The 20,652-nt window shown below is 73.9% G+C and carries 20 protein-coding genes; 3 read left to right on the plus strand and 17 right to left on the minus strand.

What is annotated here, in order from left to right; genetic code table 11:
• Positions 1–58: 58 nt before the first annotated feature.
• Positions 59–637 (minus strand): bifunctional pyr operon transcriptional regulator/uracil phosphoribosyltransferase PyrR, encoded by a 579-nt coding sequence (gene pyrR / locus ACGF15_RS09020; protein ID WP_345615366.1) that lies wholly within the window; start codon positions 635–637, stop codon positions 59–61.
• Between the two features lie 230 nt (positions 638–867).
• On the opposite strand from pyrR, the gene bldD reads away from it, so the two are divergent.
• Positions 868–1,368 carry a transcriptional regulator BldD gene (gene bldD / locus ACGF15_RS09025; protein ID WP_181657181.1) on the plus strand — a complete coding sequence of 167 codons (501 nt, stop codon included), beginning with the start codon at positions 868–870 and terminating at the stop codon, positions 1,366–1,368.
• 204 nt (positions 1,369–1,572) lie between these two features.
• Here the strand turns inward: bldD and nusB are convergent, their stop codons facing one another.
• From nusB to ACGF15_RS09095, 14 genes are all read right to left on the minus strand, one after another.
• Positions 1,573–2,001, minus strand: a complete 429-nt coding sequence (gene nusB / locus ACGF15_RS09030; protein WP_256526746.1) for a transcription antitermination factor NusB — start codon at positions 1,999–2,001, stop codon at positions 1,573–1,575.
• A 2-nt stretch (positions 2,002–2,003) separates the two neighbouring features.
• A complete protein-coding gene (efp, locus tag ACGF15_RS09035) occupies positions 2,004–2,570 on the minus strand; it encodes an elongation factor P (protein ID WP_256526747.1) in 567 nt (188 codons plus the stop codon).
• A 49-nt stretch (positions 2,571–2,619) separates the two neighbouring features.
• Positions 2,620–3,726: an aminopeptidase P family protein gene (locus ACGF15_RS09040; RefSeq protein ID WP_345615365.1), complete on the minus strand. Its 1,107-nt coding sequence runs from the start codon at positions 3,724–3,726 to the stop codon at positions 2,620–2,622.
• A gap of 141 nt (positions 3,727–3,867) precedes the next feature.
• Positions 3,868–4,770: a Pro-rich N-terminal domain-containing protein gene (locus ACGF15_RS09045; protein WP_392797450.1), complete on the minus strand. Its 903-nt coding sequence runs from the start codon at positions 4,768–4,770 to the stop codon at positions 3,868–3,870.
• A 149-nt stretch (positions 4,771–4,919) separates the two neighbouring features.
• Positions 4,920–5,360: a type II 3-dehydroquinate dehydratase gene (gene aroQ / locus ACGF15_RS09050; protein ID WP_256526750.1), complete on the minus strand. Its 441-nt coding sequence runs from the start codon at positions 5,358–5,360 to the stop codon at positions 4,920–4,922.
• Positions 5,357–6,451, minus strand: coding sequence for a 3-dehydroquinate synthase (gene aroB / locus ACGF15_RS09055; RefSeq protein WP_345615363.1), 1,095 nt, complete (start codon positions 6,449–6,451; stop codon positions 5,357–5,359). The genes aroQ and aroB overlap by 4 nt, the downstream gene beginning before the upstream one ends.
• A complete protein-coding gene (locus tag ACGF15_RS09060) occupies positions 6,448–7,005 on the minus strand; it encodes a shikimate kinase (protein WP_345615362.1) in 558 nt (185 codons plus the stop codon). Before ACGF15_RS09060 ends, aroB begins: the two co-directional genes overlap by 4 nt.
• Complete coding sequence (gene aroC, locus ACGF15_RS09065) at positions 7,002–8,186, minus strand: chorismate synthase (RefSeq protein ID WP_392797453.1); 1,185 nt, start codon at positions 8,184–8,186, stop codon at positions 7,002–7,004. Before aroC ends, ACGF15_RS09060 begins: the two co-directional genes overlap by 4 nt.
• 204 nt (positions 8,187–8,390) lie before the next feature.
• Positions 8,391–9,233 carry a shikimate dehydrogenase gene (locus ACGF15_RS09070; RefSeq protein WP_362612513.1) on the minus strand — a complete coding sequence of 281 codons (843 nt, stop codon included), beginning with the start codon at positions 9,231–9,233 and terminating at the stop codon, positions 8,391–8,393.
• Entirely contained in the window at positions 9,223–11,190 is a 1,968-nt protein-coding gene (mltG, locus tag ACGF15_RS09075; protein WP_392797455.1) for an endolytic transglycosylase MltG, read from the minus strand. Before mltG ends, ACGF15_RS09070 begins: the two co-directional genes overlap by 11 nt.
• A gap of 101 nt (positions 11,191–11,291) precedes the next feature.
• The gene (gene ruvX / locus ACGF15_RS09080) at positions 11,292–11,756 is read right to left on the minus strand and encodes a Holliday junction resolvase RuvX (RefSeq protein ID WP_345615358.1); all 465 of its coding nucleotides are present in this window, start codon (positions 11,754–11,756) and stop codon (positions 11,292–11,294) included.
• Positions 11,757–11,773: 17 nt separating this feature from the next.
• Positions 11,774–14,443, minus strand: coding sequence for an alanine--tRNA ligase (gene alaS / locus ACGF15_RS09085; RefSeq protein ID WP_345615357.1), 2,670 nt, complete (start codon positions 14,441–14,443; stop codon positions 11,774–11,776).
• Positions 14,443–14,850 (minus strand): hypothetical protein, encoded by a 408-nt coding sequence (locus ACGF15_RS09090; RefSeq protein WP_345615356.1) that lies wholly within the window; start codon positions 14,848–14,850, stop codon positions 14,443–14,445. Before ACGF15_RS09090 ends, alaS begins: the two co-directional genes overlap by 1 nt.
• Positions 14,851–14,855: 5 nt before the next feature.
• Entirely contained in the window at positions 14,856–15,290 is a 435-nt protein-coding gene (locus tag ACGF15_RS09095; protein ID WP_392797458.1) for a DUF948 domain-containing protein, read from the minus strand.
• Positions 15,291–15,449: 159 nt separating this feature from the next.
• Here ACGF15_RS09095 and ACGF15_RS09100 point away from each other — a divergent pair, with 159 nt between their 5' ends.
• On the plus strand, positions 15,450–17,633 hold the full coding sequence (locus ACGF15_RS09100; RefSeq protein WP_392797460.1) for an ATP-binding protein: 2,184 nt from the start codon (positions 15,450–15,452) through the stop codon (positions 17,631–17,633).
• A 31-nt stretch (positions 17,634–17,664) separates the two neighbouring features.
• Here the strand turns inward: ACGF15_RS09100 and rpsD are convergent, their stop codons facing one another.
• The gene (rpsD, locus tag ACGF15_RS09105) at positions 17,665–18,279 is read right to left on the minus strand and encodes a 30S ribosomal protein S4 (RefSeq protein ID WP_256526759.1); all 615 of its coding nucleotides are present in this window, start codon (positions 18,277–18,279) and stop codon (positions 17,665–17,667) included.
• Positions 18,280–18,485: 206 nt separating this feature from the next.
• On the opposite strand from rpsD, the gene ACGF15_RS09110 reads away from it, so the two are divergent.
• A complete protein-coding gene (locus tag ACGF15_RS09110) occupies positions 18,486–19,181 on the plus strand; it encodes a DUF2470 domain-containing protein (RefSeq protein WP_392797736.1) in 696 nt (231 codons plus the stop codon).
• Between the two features lie 21 nt (positions 19,182–19,202).
• On the opposite strand, the gene ACGF15_RS09115 is transcribed toward ACGF15_RS09110, so the two are convergent.
• Entirely contained in the window at positions 19,203–20,570 is a 1,368-nt protein-coding gene (locus ACGF15_RS09115; protein WP_345615353.1) for a replication-associated recombination protein A, read from the minus strand.
• Positions 20,571–20,652: the final 82 nt, after the last annotated feature.

Raw genomic sequence — 20,652 nt, forward strand, 5'->3', positions numbered from 1 at the left:
ACGTGCGGGCGCACGGCGGCGCTCGCCGTGGCGCGCGGGCGGGGCAGGTGTGCGGGTGCTACTGCCCGCGGGCCGGCGCGGTGGCGCCCAGGCCGAGCAGGACGGTGTCGCGGCCGTCCTCCTCGGAGAGCTGGACCCTGACCAGTTCGCGCTGCGAGGTCGGCAGGTTCTTGCCCACGTAGTCCGCGCGGATGGGGAGCTCGCGGTGGCCCCGGTCGACGAGTACGGCGAGCTGCACGGCGCGCGGGCGGCCGATGTCGCCGAGGGCGTCGAGGGCGGCGCGGATGGTGCGTCCGGAGAAGAGCACGTCGTCGACGAGGACGACCAGGCGGCCGTCGATCCCGTCGCCGGGGATCTCGGTGCGGGCGAGCGTCCGTGCGGGCTTGAGCCGCAGGTCGTCGCGGTACATGGTGATGTCGAGGGAGCCCACCGGGATCTTCCGCCCGGTGATGCCCTCCAGTTTGTCGGCCAGCCGGCGGGCGAGGTAGACGCCGCGGGTCGGGATGCCGAGGAGCACCACGTCGTCGGCGCCCTTGGCGCGTTCGACGATCTCGTGGGCGATACGGGTGAGCATCCTGGCGATGTCCGGGGCCTCCAGAACGGCCCTGGGCTCACCGGTGCGGGTGTGCGCGTCCATACGAAACGGACCTCCTTCTCCGCCTCACGGGACGGCTCTTAAAGGACGTCGGAATTGCGCCGACCACGTTACCAGTGCTTGATGGGTGTACTGATCCGGGTACGCCGGTCCTTGGCCGAAACCGGTCCGGACCGCTCGGCTTGACTCAGCCAAGTCACGCTGCGTAACCTCACAGTGAGTTACCAGTCGCGCGGCGGAGCCGCACGTTGTCACAGCGTCCGGGGAGCTATATGTCCAGCGAATACGCAAAGCAGCTCGGGGCCAAGCTCCGGGCCATCCGCACCCAGCAGGGGCTTTCGCTCCACGGGGTGGAGGAGAAGTCCCAGGGGCGCTGGAAGGCCGTCGTGGTCGGTTCGTACGAGCGCGGCGACCGCGCCGTCACCGTGCAGCGCCTTGCCGAACTGGCCGACTTCTACGGTGTGCCGGTGCAGGAGCTGCTGCCGGGCACCACGCCGGGCGGGGCCGCCGAGCCGCCGCCGAAGCTGGTCCTCGACCTGGAGCGGCTGGCCCACGTGCCGGCCGAGAAGGCGGGTCCGCTGCAGCGCTACGCCGCCACGATCCAGTCGCAGCGCGGGGACTACAACGGCAAGGTGCTGTCGATCCGGCAGGACGACCTGCGCACCCTCGCGGTCATCTACGACCAGTCGCCCTCGGTGCTGACCGAGCAGCTGATCAGCTGGGGTGTGCTGGACGCCGACGCACGGCGTGCGGTGGCGCACGAGGACAGCTGACTCCAGGGTAGAAAAAACGTCACGCCCGGGGGGCGGGCACCTGCCGGGTGCCCGCCCCCCGGGCGTACCCCGGAGCGGCCGCGGGACGCCCCCGCGGGTCGGCCGCGGGGCGACCGCGCGACGGCCCGGGGGACGACCGCGGGCCCGGACCGGAGGGATCCCTCCGGTCCGGGCCCGGCGAAGGGTCCGGCCGCACCCGCGCCGTCAGTCGCGGCGCAGGCTCGCCTTGAGGTCCTTGAGGCGGCCCAGCAGGCCGTTCACGAACGACGGCGACTCGTCGGTCGAGAACTCCTTGGCGAGCTGCACGGCCTCGTCGATCACGACGGCGTCGGGCGTCTCGTCCACCCACACCAGCTCGTAGGCGCCGAGCCGGAGGATGTTGCGGTCCACGACCGGCATACGGTCCAGCGTCCAGCCGACGGAGTAGGTGGCGATCAGCTCGTCGATCCGGTCGGCGTGCCGGGAGTACCCCTCGACCAGGTCCATGGTGTACTCGGCGACCGGCGGCTGGCGGTCGTCGGACCGCGCGTGCCGCACCCAGTCCGCGAGGACGCTCTGCACGGAGGCACCGCGCTGGTCGGCCTCGAAGAGGATCTGGAAGGCGCGCTTGCGGGCCTTGTTGCGGGCAGCCACGGCTAGCTGTTCACCCGGCCGAGGTAGTCGCCCGAGCGGGTGTCGACCTTGATCTTCTCGCCGGTGGTGATGAAGAGCGGCACCTGGATCTCGTAGCCGGTCTCCAGCTCGGCCGGCTTGGAGCCGCCGGTGGAGCGGTCGCCCTGGACGCCGGGCTCGGTGTGCTTGATGGTCAGCTCGACGGCGGCCGGGAGCTCGACGTAGAGCACCTCGCCCTCGTGCTGGGCGACGCTGGCCTCGAAGCCCTCGATCAGGAAGTTCGCGGCGTCGCCGACCGTCTTGCGGTCGATCATCAGCTGGTCGTACGTCTGCATGTCCATGAACACGAAGTACTCGCCGTCCATGTACGAGAACTGCATGTCGCGGCGGTCGACGGTGGCCGTCTCGACCTTCACGCCTGCGTTGAAGGTCTTGTCGACGACCTTGCCGGAGAGCACGTTCTTGAGCTTGGTGCGCACGAAGGCCGGGCCCTTGCCGGGCTTGACGTGCTGGAACTCGACGACGGACCAGAGCTGGCCTCCGTCGAGCTTGAGCACCATGCCGTTCTTGAGGTCGTTCGTGGAAGCCACGGTTGCGGAATCTCCTGGACTGACGCTGGTGGACGACCGAGGCACGCGCCTACAGCGCGAGCAGCTCCTTGGTCGTGATGGTGAGTAGCTCGGGTCCGCCGTCCGCCTCCTGGCGCACGACGAGCGTGTCATCGATCCGGACACCGCCCCGGCCCGGGAGGTGGACCCCCGGTTCGACGGTGACCGGCACACAAGCGTCCAGTTTACCCATGGCCGCAGGGGCCAACTGCGGGTCCTCACCGATTTCGAGCCCCACACCGTGCCCCGTGCGGGGCGGGAGCTCCTCCCCGTGGCCGGCCGCGTCCAGGATCTGCCGGGCCGCGCGGTCCACGTCGCGGCAGGCCGTCCCGGGCAGCAGCGCCTCGCGCCCCGCCCGCTGGGCCGCGAAGACCAGCTCGTACAGCTCGATCTGCCAGTCCGCCGGGGAGGTGCCGATCACGAAGGTCCGCCCGATCTCGCAGCGGTAGCCGCGGTAGGCCGCGCCGAGCGAGACGGAGAGGAAGTCGCCCTCCTCCACCCGGCGGTCCGAGGGCCGGTGGGCGGCCAGGCCCGCATGGGGGCCGGTCGCCACCGAGGTGGCGAACGCCGGACCGTCGGCACCGTGGTCGACCAGGCGGCGCTCCAGTTCCAGGGCCAGATGCCGCTCCGTTCGGCCCACCAGGATCGACTCCAGCAGCTCCCCCAGCGCCTGGTCGGTGATCTCGGCGGCGATCCGCAGGCAGGCGATCTCCTCCTCGTCCTTCACCACCCGCTGCTGCTCCACCGCGGGCCCGAGGTCGGTGACGGCCAGGCCCGGGGCGGCGGCGCCGAGCGCACGGTGGCGCGCCACGGTCAGATGGTGCTCCTCCACGGCCAGCGACTCGGCGCCCGCGGCCAGGGCCGACCCCGCCGCGGCCTCCGCGGGGTCGCCTTCCCCGGCCGGGAGCACGGTCAGCCGCAGCTCCTCGTCGAGATGCCCGTCGACCGGGTCCCCGTTGGGCGTGCGGGGGCACAGCAGAGTGTCCTCCCGGGGGCCCAGCAGCAGGACCGCCCCCGGCGGGGCCACCCCGGCGAGATAGCGGACGTTGGCCGGGCGGGAGACCAGCACCGCCGCGCTTCCCGCCGCGGCGCAGCGATCGCGCAGCCGGCGGCGTCGGTTGCCATAGACCTCGGACATTCTCCGAGCGTACGAGCCCCGCGCGCGGTCGGCCCGGTGGCGGGGCCGACCGTGCCCGGGCGCGGGGCCGCCACGGGGGCGGGACCGGCCTGCCCCCGCGGCGCACATCGGCCCGGCCCCGGGCGGGTCCGGCCCCGGGCGCTACCAGCTGGGCGGGCTGGCGATCGCCCGGGCGAGCACCTCGTCGAGCACCCGTGCGGTCGTCTCCACGTCGTACGAGGAGTTGTCGATGATCGGCAGGCCGGAGCCGTACCAGCCGGCCATGCGGCCGTGGATGCCCGCGACCTCCTCGTCGGAGAGGCGGCGGTTCCCGCTGCGCTCCGCGTTCCGCTCCAGGACGACCTCCAGGCCGGGCAGCAGCACCACCGGCAGCAGACCGGGTCCGACATGGCGCTTCCAGCCGCCGAGGCCGACCACGGGCCGGTCGGGGAAGACCGCGTCGTCGAGGATGCAGGAGACGCCGTTGGCCAGGAAGTTGCGCGCCGCGAAGCCGCAGGTGCGGCGGGCGAGGCGGTACTGGGTCTCGGAGTGCTCGTTCCAGCCGTCCTGGGGGTCGGCGAAGCCCGAGCAGACCCATTCGCGCACGTCGTCGAGGCTGATGTGGGCGGTGGGCACCCGGCGGTGGCGGGCCCAGTGGCGCGCCACCGTGGTCTTGCCCGCCCCGGCCGGACCGATCAGCAGGACGGCGAGCATGGCCGCGCCCGTGCCGGCGGAGGCGGGAGGCGGGCTCGGCAGCGGGACGGGCTCGCCCGAGGGGAGCCTGACGTGGCCGGTCGCCTCCCGGGCCGGCGGGCCCGGGGGGTGACGCGGCGGGGCGCCGCTCCAGCCGGGGGGCGGCTGCCCGGGACCCGGTCCGCCCGGCGCGGGGCGCGCGGCGGGCTCGGGGGGCCGGTGGTGGCCCGGCGGGGGCTGGTGCGGGGGCGCGGGAGGCGGCGGAGGAGGGCCGGGGACCGCTCCCGGGTGGTGGGCTGCGGGTCCCCATTCGGCGGGCTGCCGCCCCGGTTCGTGGGGCGGTGGCGGCGGAGCCCCCCCTGCGTGCTGCATCCGGTGCCACTCCGTCCGTTGCGCGTCGGCCTCTTCGGGGCGGCCGTCGGCCCCCCGGCACCGAACGGTACCGTCCCCGGGACCGCTCGGATGTGCGACCGCCCTCGGCCGCCGAGAGGGGAACGGCCGAGGGCGGTGCCGAGTGCCCGTCAGGCGTCCAGTTCCTCGGCGAGCGCCCGCAGGGCCAGCCGGTAGGAGCCGATGCCGAACCCGGCGACGGTGCCGCTGGCGACCGCGGCCACCACGGAGGTGTGGCGGAACTCCTCGCGGGCGTACGGGTTGGAGATGTGCACCTCGATCAGCGGGGCCGTGCGCTGGGCCGCCGCGTCCCGCAGGGCGTAGGAGTAGTGCGTGAAGGCCCCGGGGTTGACGACGACCGGGACCGAGGCGTCCGCGGCCTCGTGGAGCCAGCGGATCATCTCCCCCTCGTCGTTGGTCTCCCGGACCTCGACGTCGAGACCGAGTTCCCTGCCGACCGTGCGGCAGGTCTCCACCAGGCCCGCGTAGGAGGTCGCCCCGTACACGTCGGGCTCCCGGGAGCCCAGGCGGCCGAGGTTGGGGCCGTTGAGGACCAGGGCGCGCCGGGTCACGCCGACACCTCGCCGTACGCGGCGAGCAGCACCGCCGGGTCCGGCCCCTCCAGCACGGTGGGGCGGCCCAGCCCGTCGAGGACGATGAAGCGGAGCAGGTTGCCGCGGGACTTCTTGTCCACCTTCATCGTCTCCAGGAGCCTGGGCCACTGGTCTCCGCGGTAGGTGAGCGGGAGCCCCACCGACTGCAGCACCGCCCGGTGCCGGTCGGCCGTGGCGTCGTCCAGCCGGCCCGCCAGGCGCCCGAGTTCGGCGGCGAAGACCATGCCCACGGAGACGGCCGCCCCGTGGCGCCACTTGTAGCGCTCGTTCTTCTCGATGGCATGGGCCAGCGTGTGGCCGTAGTTGAGGATCTCCCGCAGGCCGGACTCCTTGAGGTCGCTGGAGACGACCTCCGCCTTGACCCGGATCGAGCGCTCGATCAGCTCGGCGGTGTGGGGTCCGGCGGGCGTCCGCGCGCCCTCGGGGTCGGACTCGACGAGGTCGAGGATGGCGGGGTCGGAGATGAAGCCCGCCTTGATGACCTCGGCCAGGCCGCTGACGTAGTCGTTGACGGGCAGCGAGTCCAGTGCGGCGAGGTCGCACAGCACTCCCGCGGGCGGGTGGAAGGCGCCCACGAGGTTCTTGCCCTCGGCGGTGTTGATGCCGGTCTTGCCGCCGACGGCGGCGTCGACCATGGCCAGCACCGTGGTGGGGACGGCGATCCAGCGCACCCCGCGCAGCCAGGTGGCGGCGACGAAGCCGGCCAGGTCGGTGGTGGCGCCGCCGCCGACGCCGACCACGACGTCGGAGCGGGTGAAGCCGGTCTGCCCGAGCGCCTTCCAGCAGTAGGCGGCGACCTCGGCGGTCTTGGCCTCCTCGGCGTTGGGCACCTGGATGGCGACCGCCTCGTAGCCCGTCTCGGCGAGGTCGGCGCGCAGGGCCTCGCCCGTCTCGGCGAGGGCCTCGGGGTGGATGACGGCCACGCGGCGGGCCTGCTCCCCCACGAGGGAGGGCAGTTCGCCGAGGAGCCGCCGGCCCACCAGGACCTCGTAGGGGTCGGTGCCGGCCGTACCGCCGACCTGGATTCGCGTCACTGCCTGGTCGGTCACTGCTTCTCCTGCGGGGGCTCGGGGGAGGGTTCCCCCGGGGCGGTCTTCTTCGGCTCCAGTGCGTCGAGGACGGCCTGGGCGACCTCCTCGGGGGTGCGCTCGTCGGTGGCGACGACCGCGCGGGCCACCTCGGTGTAGAGGTGGCGGCGGGCCTCCATCAGCTCGCGCCACTGGCGGCGCGGGTTGACGGCGAGGAGCGGCCGGGCGGTGTTCAGTCCGACCCTGCGCACGGCCTCCTCGACGTCCATGGACAGGTAGGCGACCGGAAGCCCGGCGAGCAGCGCGCGGGTCCCCTCGTCGAGGACGGCTCCGCCGCCGAGCGCCAGCACACCGGCGTGCTCGGCGACGGCGGCGCGGACCGCGGCGCGCTCCAGGGCCCGGAAGTGCTCCTCGCCGTCCTCGACGAAGATGTCGGCGATCTCGCGGCCCTCGGCGGCGACGATGTCGGCGTCGGTGTCCCGGTAGGGGACGCCGAGGCGGTCGGCCAGCAGTGCGCCGACCGTGGACTTGCCCGAGCCCATGGGCCCGACGAGGACGATCAGCGGGGCGGTCACCGGATGTGGAGGTTGTCGAGGTAGGCGCGGGCGTTGCGGCGGGTCTCGCCGACGCTGTCGCCGCCGAACTTCTCCGCGACCGCGTCCGCCAGGACCAGGGCCACCATCGCCTCGGCCACGATCCCGGCGGCCGGGACGGCGCAGACGTCCGAGCGCTGGTGGTGGGCCGCGGCGGGCTCGCCGGTGACCACGTCCAGCGTCCTCAGGGCGCGCGGCACCGTGGCGATCGGCTTCATCGCGGCGCGCACCCGCAGCGGCTCGCCCGTCGACATCCCGCCCTCGGTGCCGCCCGCCCGGCCCGAGGCGCGGCGGATGCCGTCCTCGGAGGGCACGATCTCGTCGTGCGCCCGGGAGCCGGGGACGCGGGCCAGCTCGAAGCCGTCGCCCACCTCCACGCCCTTGATGGCCTGGATCCCCATGAGCGCGCCCGCGAGCCGCGCGTCCAGCCGCCGGTCCCAGTGGACGTGCGACCCCAGCCCGACGGGTACGCCGTAGGCGAGGACCTCGACGACGCCGCCGAGGGTGTCGCCGTCCTTGTGGGCCTGGTCGATCTCGGCCACCATCGCCTCGCTCGCCGCAGGGTCCAGGCAGCGCACGGGGTCGGCGTCCAGGCGGGCCTCGTCGGCGGGCTCGGGGACCAGGCCGTAGGGGGCCTTCGCCGAGGCCAGCTCGACGACATGGGAGACGATCTCGATGCCCACGGTCTCCTTGAGGTAGGAGCGGGCGACGGCGCCGAGGGCGACCCGGGCCGCGGTCTCACGGGCGCTGGCGCGCTCCAGGACGGGACGGGCCTCGTCCAGCGCGTACTTCTGCATGCCCGCCAGGTCCGCGTGGCCGGGACGCGGGCGGGTGAGCGGCGCGTTCCGCGCCGACCGGGCCAGCACCTCCGGGTCCACCGGGTCGGCCGCCATGACCTGCTCCCACTTGGGCCACTCGGTGTTGCCGACCATGACGGCGACCGGCGAACCCATCGTCAGCCCGTGGCGCACTCCGCCGAGGAAGGTCACCTCGTCGCGCTCGAACTTCATCCGCGCCCCGCGCCCGTAGCCGAGCCGCCGCCTCGCCAGATGGTCCGCCACCAGCTCCGTGGTCACCGGCACACCGGCGGGAAGCCCCTCCAGGGTCGCCACCAGTGCCGGTCCATGGGACTCGCCCGCGGTCAGCCAACGCAACCTGCTCAACGGTGTTCCTCCTGCTCGCGCTCACGATTTGCGACGGGGCGGCCGGAGGACCCCGTGGCCGGGGTCCGGGGGCGCACGGTCCTGGCCGCCTGCACCGATCCTCCCATGCCCTCCCGGGGGAACCGCCACCGTTCCATCTGGCGGACGTCACCTCGCGGCAGGACGGACACCCGGGAGGGCGGCGCGCGGAGGCCCCGGAGGGGTTCAGCCCCGGCGGGCGGCGAGCGCCCGCTCCCCCGCCTCCCGCATCGCGGCGAGCGGGGCGGGGGTGCGGCCGGTCATCTGCTCGACCTGGAGCACCGCCTGGTGCACCAGGAGGTCCAGGCCTCCGAGGACCGGCCCGCCGCGCGCGGCCCAGGCCGAGGCGAGGGCCGTGGGCCAGGGCTCGTAGAGCACGTCGAACAGGGTGCCGGGGGCCGCGGGCACGGCGGCGGCGAAGGCGTCGGTGGCTCCGGCCGGGGTGGTGGCCACCACCAGGGGCTCCTCGAAGGCCCGTGCCGCGTCCGCCCAGTCGGCGGTGAGCACCTCGATCCCGAGCCGCTCGCCCCAGCCCCGCATCTCCTCGGCCCTGGCCGCGCTGCGGACGTAGGCCGTGACCGGTCCGGTGCACATCCGGGACAGGGCGGCGAGCGCCGAGGAGGCGGTGGCGCCGGCGCCGAGGACCGCGGCGGAGGGGACCGTGTCCACGCCCCGCTCCGCGAGCGCGGCGGCCATGCCGGGGATGTCGGTGTTGTCGCCGATGCGGCGCCCGTCGTCCGTGAACACCACGGTGTTCACGGCCTCGACGGCGGCGGCGGTCGGGCTGACCTCGTCCAGCAGCGCGATCACGGCCCGCTTCAGGGGCATGGTCAGCGACAGGCCCGCCCAGGAGGCGTCCAGGCCGGCCAGGAAACCGGGCAGCGCCTCCTCGTCGACCTCGAAGCGCCCGTAGGTCCAGCCGTCGAGGCCCAGTGCCGCGTAGGCGGCGTTGTGGAGGACCGGGGAGAGCGAGTGGGCGACGGGGGAGCCGAGGACGGCCGCCCGGCGCCGGTCGGCGCTAGCCGGCATTGAACTTCCGCTTCAGCTTGAGGAAATCGTCGTGGGTCTTGGCGAACTCGGTCACCTTCATGCCGTCCGTGGCGACGAAGTACATCCAGCCGTCCTTCGTCGGGTCGAGGGCGGCGGCGATGGCCTCGTTGCCCGGGTTGCCGATCGGGCCGGGGGTGAGGCCCTTCTGGGTGTACGTGTTGTACGGGTCCCGGTTGCTGTTGATCTCCTTCTCGGAGATGTCGATCTCGCTCTGCCCCTTGAGGTAGTTGAAGGCGGAGTCGAACTGGAGCAACTGGTTGGTCTCGGTGTTGGTCGGCTTGAGCCGGTTGTAGACCACCTCGGACATCTTGCGGAAGTCGTCGTGGGTCTTGCCCTCGGCCTGCACGAGGCTGGCCACGGTGAGCAGTTCCCAGGCGTTCTCCAGGCCCAGGCCCTCCGCCTCGGCCTGGAGGCCGGCCTTCTCGAACTCCTGGTTGGCCCGGGCGACCATCTTGCGGAGCACGGCCTCCGGTTCGGCGTCCTTGGCGACGGGGTAGGCGGCCGGGAAGAGGAAGCCCTCCAGCGGGTCCTTGACGTTCTCGTGGCCCGTCGCCCACTCGGGCAGCCCGAGGCTCCCCGCCTTCTTCCGGGCGACGTCCTCGGTGGTGCCCGCCTCCAGGCCCAGCCTCTTGTCGATCTCCGCGTAGATCTGGGCGTTGCGCCTGCCCTCGGGGATCACCAGGTTGTTGCGGCTGGCGTCGCTGAGCATCAGGTCGACGGCGGCCTTGCCCGACATCTCCTTCTTCAGCAGGTAGCTGCCGTCCTGGATGGAGGTGCCGCGCGGGTTGTCCCCCTGGGCGCGGACGAAGGCGTCGACGCTCTTCACCACGCCTGCGGTCTTGAGGATGTTGCCGATCTGCGCGCCGGTGGCGCCCTTGGGGATCTCGACCTCGACCTGGCCGGTGCCGGCGCCGGCGAAGTCCTCGACCTTCCCCCGGTCCTGCCAGAACTGGTAGCCGAAGTAGCCGGCGCCGCCGAAGACTCCGCCCAGGACGAGGACGACGACCAGGCAGGCGAGGCCGTTGCGGCTCTTGCGCTTGCCCTTGCCGCGGCCGCCGCGGTGCTCCTCGGGTCCGTCCTCGTCCGGGTCCCCGTCGTCGGGGTCGTCGCGGTCGTCCGGGGCGTCGGGATCCTCGTCCGGGCCGCGCCGTCCGCGCCCGCGCCGCCGGGGCGGGGCGTCCTGGCCGGTGAAGAAGGGGTGGTCCTCCTCCTGGCGGTCCTGCTCGGCGTCCCAGTCGGAGACCGGCCCGGGTTCGGGCTCGGGGCCGGGTTCCGGGCCGGGTTCGGGGGCGGGGCCGTCGCGGCGGCCGGGTGGGCGGGGGGGCGGGTACGCCTCGGGGGTGGCGTAGTAGTCGGCCTCCTGGCGGTTGCCGTAGCCCTGCGGGTGGCCGCCGCCGTAGGCGCCCGCCTGGCCGGTCCCGTAGGCGGCCGCCTCGGGGCCCGCACCCCAGGAGGGGTCCTGCTGCCCCGGTGCGCCGTACTGCTGTCCGCCCTGGGTGCCGTACTGACCCTGGTACTGCTGCTGCCCGTCCCGGGTGCCGTACTGCTGCGGGTACGGGTCCTGTCCGCCCGGCGTCCCGTGCTGCTGCGGGTACTGCTGCTGCCCGTCCTGGGGACCGTACTGACCCGGGTACTGCTGCTGTCCGCCCTGGGTGCCGTACTGCTGCGGGTACTGCTGTCCGCCCTGGGCCTCGTACCCGCCCTGGTACTGCTGCGGGTAGGGGTCCGGGGTCTGCTGCGGGTACGCGGACTGCTCGCCGTGCTGCGGGTCGTACGCGTAGGGGTACTGGTCCTGGCCCTGCGCGGGGTACTGCCGGGCACCGTCGTCGTACGGAGCGTGACCGGGGGCGGACCGTCCTTCCCAGCCCTGGTCCCCGTAGAGGGGGTCCTCGGGATGCCACGGTTCGGGTCCGGCGCCCCGGCCATACTCAGTCATCGATCCCCTAGGGCCGCGAGACGGTGCGGACGATCCGCCTCTGCTCGGTGCGGCGGCTGTTCGAACACGGCCGCATTGCGCGGAACGTTACCGTATCGCGATCAGACAATCGTTTCGACGCTCTCTCCGGGGGGTCTGCCCGACACCCGTTCGGACTCCAGGGCGTTCTGGAGGATGACCACCGCCGCGGCCTGGTCGACGACGGAGCGCCCCTTCCTGGACTTCACCCCGGAGGCGCGCAGCCCCTGAGTGGCCGTCACCGTCGTCATCCGCTCGTCGACCAGCCGCACGGGGACCGGTGCGACGCCCTGGGCCAGGGTGCGGGCGAAGGCCCGGACCTTCTTGGCCGCCGGGCCCTCGCCACCGCTGAGCGACCGGGGCAGCCCGACGACCACCTCGACGGGCTCGTACTCCTCGACGAGCACCCGCAGGCGCCGGTGGGCGGCCGGGACATCGCGTCCCGGCACGGTCTCCACGGGTGTCGCGAGGACCCCGTCGGGGTCGCACGAGGCGACCCCGATGCGGGCGTCCCCGACGTCGATCGCGAGTCGGCGCCCCCGGCGCATGCCCGTCCCTCCCCCGCTCACGCGGTCTCGGCGACGAGGCGCTCGACCGCGGCGACGGCCTCGGGGACGGCGTCCGGGTTCTGGCCGCCGCCCTGGGCGACGTCCGGCTTGCCGCCGCCTCCGCCCCCGAGGGTCTTGGCCGCGGTACGGACCAGGTCGCCGGCCTTCAGGCCGCGCTCGCGGGCGGCCTCGTTGGTGGCGATCACGGTCAGCGGCCGGCCGCCGGAGACGGCGAACAGGGCGACGACGGCCGGACGGTCACCGGGGATGCGGCCGCGGACGTCGAGCACCAGCCGGCGCAGGTCGTCGGCGCCCGTCCCGTCCGGGACGGTGCCGGTCACCACGGCGACGCCGCGGACGTCCCGGGCGGACTCGGCGAGGCCCGCGGCGGCGGCGAGCACCTTCTCGGCGCGGAACTTCTCGATCTCCTTCTCGGCGTCCTTCAGCTTGCCGAGCATGGCGGAGACCTTCTCCGGGAGCTCCTCCGGGCGGCCCTTGACCAGCTCCTGCAGCTGGGCGACGACGGTGTGCTCCCTGGCGAGGAAGTTGTAGGCGTCGACGCCCACCAGGGCCTCCACGCGGCGCACACCGGAGCCGATGGAGGACTCGCCGAGCAGCTTCACCAGGCCCAGCTGGGCCGTGTTGTGCACATGGGTGCCGCCGCACAGCTCCTTGGAGAAGTCGCCGATGGTCACGACGCGCACCCGCTCGCCGTACTTCTCGCCGAACTCGGCGATGGCGCCCTGCTTCTTGGCCTCGTCGATGCTCATGACCTCGGCGTGGACGTCGAGTTCACGGGAGAGGACCTCGTTGATCTTCTGCTCGACGTCGGTGAGCACCGTGCCGGGAACGGCGTTGGGCGAGCCGAAGTCGAAGCGGAAGCGGCCCGGGGAGTTCTCCGAGCCGGCCTGGGCGGCCGTCGGGCCGAGCGCGTCCCGCAGGGCCTGGTGGGTGAGGTGGGTGGCGCTGTGGGCGCGGGCGATGGCCCGCCGGCGCGTGACGTCGATGGCGGCGTGGGCCGAGGCCCCGACGGTGACCTCGCCCACCTGGACGACGCCCTTGTGCACGCTGACGCCCGGGACGGGCTGCTGCACGTCGCGGACCTCGATGACGGCGCCGGAGTCGAGGCGGATGCGCCCCTGGTCGGCGAGCTGGCCGCCGCCCTCGGCGTAGAAGGGGGTGCGGTCCAGGACGACCTCGACCTCGTCGCCCTCGGAGGCGGCGGGCGAGGAGACCCCGTCCACGAGCAGGCCGACCACCGTCGACTCGCCCTCGGTGCTGCGGTAGCCGGTGAACTCGGTGGCGCCGGAGCCGTCGGCGATCTCGCGGTAGGCCGAGAGGTCGGCGTGACCGGTCTTCTTGGCCTTGGCGTCGGCCTTGGCCCGCTCCCGCTGCTCCTTCATCAGGCGGCGGAAGCCGTCCTCGTCCACCGTCAGGCCCTGCTCGGCGGCCATCTCCAGGGTGAGGTCGATGGGGAAGCCCCAGGTGTCGTGGAGCAGGAAGGCCTTGTCGCCGGGCAGCACGGTGGAACCGGCGGCCCGGGTCTCGGTGACGGCGGTGTCCAGGATGTTGGTGCCGCCCTTGAGGGCCTTGAGGAAGGCGGCCTCCTCGGCCACGGCCACCGTCTCGATGCGGCTGCGGTCGGTCACCAGCTCCGGGTACTGCTGCCCCATGGTGTCGATCACGACGCCCACCAGGTCCTTGACGACCGGTCCGGTGGCGCCGAGCAGGCGCATGTTGCGGATGGCCCGGCGCATGATGCGGCGGAGCACGTAGCCGCGGCCCTCGTTGCCGGGGGTGACACCGTCGCCGATGAGCATGGTGGAGGTGCGGATGTGGTCGGCGACCACGCGCAGGGAGACGTCCGAGCCGTGCTCGGCGCCGTAGCGGACGCCGGTCAGCCCGGTGGCCTTGTCCATGACGACGCGCAGGGTGTCGGTCTCGTACATGTTCTGCACGCCCTGCAGGATCATGGCGAGGCGTTCCAGGCCGAGGCCGGTGTCGATGTTCTTGCTCGGCAGCTCCCCGAGGATCGGGAAGTCCTCCTTGCCGTCGCCGGCACCGCGCTCGTACTGCATGAAGACCAGGTTCCAGATCTCCACGTAGCGCTCGTCGTTGACGGCCGGGCCGCCCTCCTCGCCGAACTCCGGACCGCGGTCGTAGTTGATCTCGGAGCAGGGGCCGCAGGGGCCGGGGACGCCCATGGACCAGAAGTTGTCCTTCTTGCCCAGGCGCTGGATGCGCTCGGCGGGGACGCCGACGACGTCCCGCCAGATCTGCTCGGCCTCGTCGTCGTCGAGGTAGACGGTGATCCACAGGCGCTCGGGGTCGAGCCCGTAGCCGCCCTTGTCCTGGGGGCTGGTGAGCAGCTCCCAGGACAGCTTGATGGCGCCTTCCTTGAAGTAGTCGCCGAAGGAGAAGTTGCCACACATCTGGAAGAAGGTGCCGTGGCGGGTGGTCTTGCCGACCTCTTCGATGTCCGGGGTGCGCACGCACTTCTGCACGCTGGTCACGCGCGGGGCGGGCGGCTTGACCTCACCCAGGAAGTAGGGCTTGAAGGGGACCATGCCCGCGGGGACCAGCAGCAGAGTCGGGTCGTCCGCGATGAGCGACGCCGAAGGGACGACGGTGTGCCCGCGCTCCTCGAAGAAGCTCAGCCAGCGGCGGCGGATTTCAGCCGACTCCATCAGTGGTCCTCATTCCCGTTGTTCGAGGGCCCGGGGGTCCGGTCCTCGGTGGTGTTCTGCGTGTCGGTGCGGTGGATGTCGTACCGGCCGCGGGGGCCGCCGGGGAGAGGGGCCGACGGGCCCCGCCGTGCCGGGCCGACGGCCGGGCGCGGCCGTGCGGCGGGCAGCACCCGGTCCGGGTGGTCGTCGAGCCCGAGGGCCTCGCCCAGTTCGGCCTCCCGCTGCACCATCTGCGCGCGGATGTCGACCGCGATGCCCTTCAGCCGGTGCCCGGCGTCGATCGCCTTGCCGGCCGCCTGGGCGGCGAGGCTCTCGGGGGTGAGCTGCCGGAGCTTGCGGTTGACCTTGGTGGTGGCCCAGACGCCGGCTGCGGCGCCGGCCGTGAACCAGAACGTACGGCGGAACATGTGCGTCAGACCTTCCGGTTCCTGCCTCGCGCCGCCGGAACGGTCCGCCCGACGACCACGGTGCGGCGCTCGCGCGGGGCGTCCTCGCGGCCGGCTCCCCGGCGGCCGAGCACCCGGCGCACGCCGTAGCCGAAGGCGGCCACCTTGACCAGCGGGCCGCCGAAGGTGGAGGCGACGGTGGTGGACAGCGCCGAGGCGTTGGAGGTGACCTCCTGGACGTCGCTCGCGATGGCGTCGACCCTGTCCAGCTGCGTCTGGGCGGACCGCACGGTCGCGGACGCCTGCGCCAGCAGGGGGACGGCCTGCTCGCTCACCTCCGCCACGAGACGGGTGGTCGCCCTGAGCGTCTGGGCCAGCCTCGCCAGCACCACGGCGAGGAAGGACACCAGGATCGCCCAGAAGACGGCCACCAGAATCCCGGCAACCTCTCCACCGGTCACTGCGCACCGCTCTCTGCTCGTCGTCCGCGCCTGGAAATCGCGTACCCCTGACCCTATCGCGCCCCGGTCGGCTCCCCGTACCGGATTCCCGGTGGGCGGAGCCCGCCGCCCACCGTCCGATTGTACGCAGTGCACACACATCGGTACGCTGCGTGCCCTATGCGGCACTTACCCGGCCCCGACACCCCCTTCGACCGCTCCCCCGCGGGTGACCAGGGGCTTCTCCCCGTGGAACTCAACCGCTTCGTGGGCCGGGAGACGGAACTCGCCGAGATCGGCCGGGCGCTGGCGGGCTCGCGGCTGGTGACCGTCGTGGGGACGGGCGGGATCGGCAAGACGCGGCTGGCGCTGCGGGCCGCCGACGGGCTGAAGAATGGTTACGCCGACGGGGTCCGCCTCGTCGCGCTCGCGCCCCTGCGGGACCCCCGGCTCGTCGTCCACGCCCTGCTGGAGGCACTGCACGTCACCGACCACACCAGCCGCCCGGCCCGCGAGGTGCTGCTGGAGCGGGTGCGGGGACTGTCCGCCCTGCTGGTCGTGGACGGCTTCGAGCACCTGGTCGACGGCTGTGCGGCGCTGGTGCGCGAGGTGCTGTGCCGCGCCCCGGGGGTGGCGGTGCTGGCGGTCGGCCGCCGCCCGCTGCGGGTGGACGGCGAAGTGGTCCTGCCCGTCGGCCCCTTGGCGGGCGCGGACGCCGCGGTGCTCTTCGCCGACCGGGCGGCCGAGGTGCTGCCGCGCTGGCGCCCCGACGCCGCGGACCGGGAGCGGGTGCGGGAGCTGTGCCGCCGCCTCGACGGCATCCCGCTGGCCCTGGAACTGGCCGCGGCCCGGCTCCCGGCGATCGGGCTGGAGGAGCTGCTGCACCGGCTCGGCGACCGGTTCGCCCTGCTGACCTCGGGGGCCCGGGGCGTGCTGCCGCGGCACGGGACGCTGCGGACGGCGATCGGCTGGAGCCACGAGCTGTGCACCCCCGCCGAGCGCCTGCTGTGGGCGCGGCTGTCGGTCTTCGCCGGGCCCTTCGACCTGGAGGCGGCGGAGTACGTGTGCAGCGGGCCGGAGCTCCCGGAGAGCAGCGTCGTCGACGTGCTGGGCGGGCTGGTCGCCCAGTCGGTGGTGCACCGGGAGGAGACCCCGGCGGGCCGGCGCTACGGGATGCTGGACACCCTGCGCGCCTACGGGGCGGGCTGGCTGGCCGCACTGGGCGACGAGGGGCGCCTGCGCAGCCGCCACCGGGACTGGCACCTGGGCCTCGCGACCTGGTGCGAGCTGGAGTGGTTCAGCCCCCGGCAGGCCGAGGTGGCCGCGGTGGCGGACAGTTCGCTGCCCGATCTGCGGGCGGCGATGGAGTGGTGCCTGGAGAGTCCCGAGGAGGCGCACCTGGGGCAGTTCCTCGCGGGCACGCTCTGGTTCTCCTGGGTGGGCTGCGGGCGGCTCGCGGAGGGCAGGTACTGGCTGGACCGCGCGCTGGGCCGGGCGCCGGGCGGGGCGAGGCCCTACGAGGACGCCCGGCTCAAGGCGCTGTGGGTGCTCGGGTACGTGGCGGTGCTCCAGGGGGACCCGGCGGCCGCCGCCGCGGCGCTGCACGCCTGCGAGGAGGGCGCGCGGGCCTCGGGGAACGCGGTCGCGGGGGCGTACGCGGTGCACCGGCGGGGGTGCCTCGCGCTGCTGTCGGACGAGCCGGCGGAGGCGGAGCGGCTGCTGCGGGCCGCGCTGGACGCCTACGACCGGGCGGGCGAGCTGAACAGCAACGTGCTGATGGGCCGCGTGGAGCTGGCGCTGGCGCTGGCGTTCCAGGGGCGGCCGGGGGACGCGGTGGCGCTGTGCGAGCAGGTGCGCGAGGTGTGCGAGTCCTTCGGCGAGGAGTGGGCCCGGGCGTATGCCCTGTACGTGCTCGCGCACGCCGCGTGGACGGCGGGCGACCATCCGCGGGCCCGGGTGCTGCTGTCCCGGTGCGTGGCGGTGGACCACCGCTTCCACGACCTGGTGGGGCTGGTGCTGGCTCTGGAGCTGCTGGCCCTGGTCACCGCCTCGGAGGGCGACGCGGTGGAGGCGGCGGTGCTGATGGGGGCGACCGCGCCGGTCTGGGAGTCGGTGGGGCTGGCCCGGTTCGGCTCCCGCTGCTTCGCGGTGCCCCGGGCCCAGTGCGAGGAGCGGACCCGGGCAGTCCTGGGGGCCGCCCGGTACGAGGAGTGCGCCGCGGCCGGGCGGGCGCTGTCGCTGGACGCGGTGGTGGAGCGGGCGCTGGCGGCCTGCGACCGGGCCCCCCGCCGGTCGCGGCGCGCCGGGGGGACGCGAAAGCCCGCCGGCCTCCCCACCGGAAGGGGCGGGGAGGCGGCGGGCTGAGACGCTCGGAGCGGCTGCGCCTGCCGGAGGATCAGCGGGCGTAGTACTCGACGACGAGCTGCTCGTCGCAGATGACCGGGATCTCCTTGCGCTGCGGGTCGCGGTCCAGGCGGAAGGCCAGGGCCTTCAGGTTGACCTGGAGGTAGCGCGGGGTCTCGCCGTCGGCCGCGAAGCCGCCCTCGCGGGAGACCTGGAACAGCGGCTTCTCGCGGGAGCGCTCGCGGACCATCACGACGTCGTCCGGGCGGACGCGGAAGGACGGCTTGTCGACCTTCTGGCCGTTGACCTGGATGTGGCCGTGGACGACCATCTGGCGGGCCTGGTAGATGGTGCGGGCGATGCCCGAGCGCAGGACCAGGGCGTCGAGGCGGCGCTCGAGCTCGATGACCAGCGCGTCGCCGGTCTTGCCCTCGGCCTTGCGCGCGCGGTCGTAGGCGCGGGCCATCTGGCGCTCGGAGATGTCGTACTGGGCGCGCAGGCGCTGCTTCTCCAGCAGACGGACCTTGTAGTCCGAGTTCTGCTTGCGGCCGCGGCCGTGCTCACCCGGCGGGTAGGGGCGGGCCTCGAAGTACTTGACGGCCTTCGGCGTCAGCGCGATGCCGAGCGCACGGGACTTCTTGACCTTGGGACGCGACTGGTTAGGCACGTTCTCCAGACCTCCGTTGTAGGTTAGGTTAGGCTTACCTTACTCAAGGAGATCGCATGTCTCGCCCTGGGAACACCAAGCGCATCACGGACGGCACGAAGAACACCGACGCTGCACAGGACGTAGCGAAGACGTCGGGCGCCGGGGTGACGGAGGTCCGATCAGCTCATGGTCAGCCGCGTCCCAGCGGGCTTGAAACCGCCCGGCTGCCGTCAGCAGCCGAGCGCACACGAACTCTCGTACAGAGTACATGCTCCGCGGCCCTGCTCGTGCCGGGGGTGGAGAGCCCTCTCCCCTGGCAGAACGCCCCCCTCGCCCGCGTCCTCGGCGAGGACGGGGAGGTGTTCCTGCTCCTCCCCTCGGACGCCCCCGCCGTGCGCGCCGCCACCCATGCCCAGGACGACGAGCTCCCGGCCGTGCTGGAGGTCACCGACGTCGCCCCGCTCGCGGTCCCGAACCGCGTCCGGGGCCGCGCACGGGTGTCCGGCTGGCTCACCGGTGCGCCCGGCCTGGCGATCGAGCCCAACCGCATGATGCTGCGGCTGGAGGTGGGCGAGGCGGCGGTCGACGACCTGTGGGGGGTCGGCCTCGTCGACCCGGAGGAGTTCGCCGCCGCCACCGCCGACCCGGTGGCCCCCTTCGAGGCGGAACTCCTCCAGCACCTCGGCGCCGCGCACGAGGACCGGGTGCAGGACCTGGCGGGCCTGCTCGGCGAGCGGGGGGCGGAGCTGCGGCGGGACGGGCGGCGGGCGGTGCCGCTGGCACTGGACCGCTTCGGGCTGCGGGTGCGCTTCACCGGGGGGCGTCCGTTCGACGCGCGCTTCGACTTCCCCGAGCCGGTGGACGACGTCACCGGCCTGCGCCGCGCGCTGCACACGCTCTTCCGGGCGGCCTCCGGCTGAGCGCCCGGCCCCGGCGGAGTCTCAGCCCGACGGAGGCCGCGCCTCCCCCTGCAGCCGTTCGCGCACCTTCTCCACCACCTCCGCGTACCGCGCCTCGGCGCCGTAGCGGGTGGGCTCGTAGTAGCGGCGCCCGGCGACCGTGTCCGGGGCGTACTGCTGGGCCGCGATGGCCCCGGCCACGTCGTGCGGGTACACATAGCCCTGCGCGTGCCCCAGCTTCGCCGCTCCCTGGTAGTGGCCGTCGCGCAGATGGGAGGGCACGGGCCCGGCGAGGCCCTCGCGCACGTCCTTGCGGGCGGCGGCGATGGCGAGCGTGGCCGCGTTGGACTTGGGCGCGAGGGCCAGCGCGATGGTCGCGTGGCTGAGGGTCAGCGCGGCCTCGGGGAAGCCGATCAGCGCGACGGCCTGCGCCGCCGCCACCGCCGTCGGCAGGGCGGTGGGGTCGGCGAGGCCGATGTCCTCGCTGGCCGAGATCATCAGGCGGCGGGCGATGAACCGCGGGTCCTCGCCCGCCTCGATCATCCGCGCCAGGTAGTGCAGCGCGGCGTCGACGTCGGAGCCGCGGATCGACTTGATCAGGGCGCTGGCGACGTCGTAGTGCTGGTCCCCGTCGCGGTCGTAGGCCACGGCCGCCCGGTCCACCGTCTCCTCCAGGGTCAGCAGGGAGATCTCCGCCTCGCCCTTGTCGATCGCGGCCCCGGCCGCCGCCTCCAGCGCGGTGAGCGCCCGGCGGGCGTCCCCTCCGGCGATCCTCAGCAGATGGGCGCGGGCCTCCTCGGAGAGGGCGACGGCCCCGGCCAGGCCCCGCTCCTCGCCGAGCGCCCGCGCGAGCAGGCCGGAGACGTCCGCCTCCGTCAGCGGCTCCAGGGTCAGCAGCAGCGAGCGGGAGAGCAGCGGGGAGATCACCGAGAAGTACGGGTTCTCCGTGGTCGCGGCGATCAGGGTGACCCAGCGGTTCTCCACCGCCGGCAGCAGCGAGTCCTGCTGCGCCTTGGAGAAGCGGTGGATCTCGTCGAGGAAGAGCACGGTCTCCCGGCCGTAGCCGCCGGCCGCCCGCCGCGCGCCGTCGATGACCGCGCGGACCTCCTTCACGCCCGCGGTGATCGCCGACAGCTCCACGAAGCGCTTGTCGGTCGCCTGGGACACGACATAGGCGAGCGTCGTCTTCCCCGTGCCGGGCGGGCCCCAGAGGATGACGGACGAGGCGCCCGCACGGCCCTGCCCGGCGTCGCCGACCAGGCGGCGCAGCGGGGAGCCGGGCTTGAGCAGGTGCTGCTGCCCGACGACCTCGTCGAGGGTGCGCGGGCGCATGCGGACCGCCAGGGGGCTGCTGGACGGTTCCCTCTCCTGGCGTTCTTCCGCTGCGGCGGTGAAAAGGTCGGGCTCCACGCCGTGAAGCCTATGCCAGGCCGCCGACAGCCCCCGGGGGCGGAACCGGGGCGGGGAGGTCCACCGCCCCGGGCACCGCCCC

It is taken from the genome of Streptomyces sp. NPDC048001, from assembly GCF_043203115.1.
GTDB classification, from domain to species: domain Bacteria; phylum Actinomycetota; class Actinomycetes; order Streptomycetales; family Streptomycetaceae; genus Streptomyces; species Streptomyces sanyensis.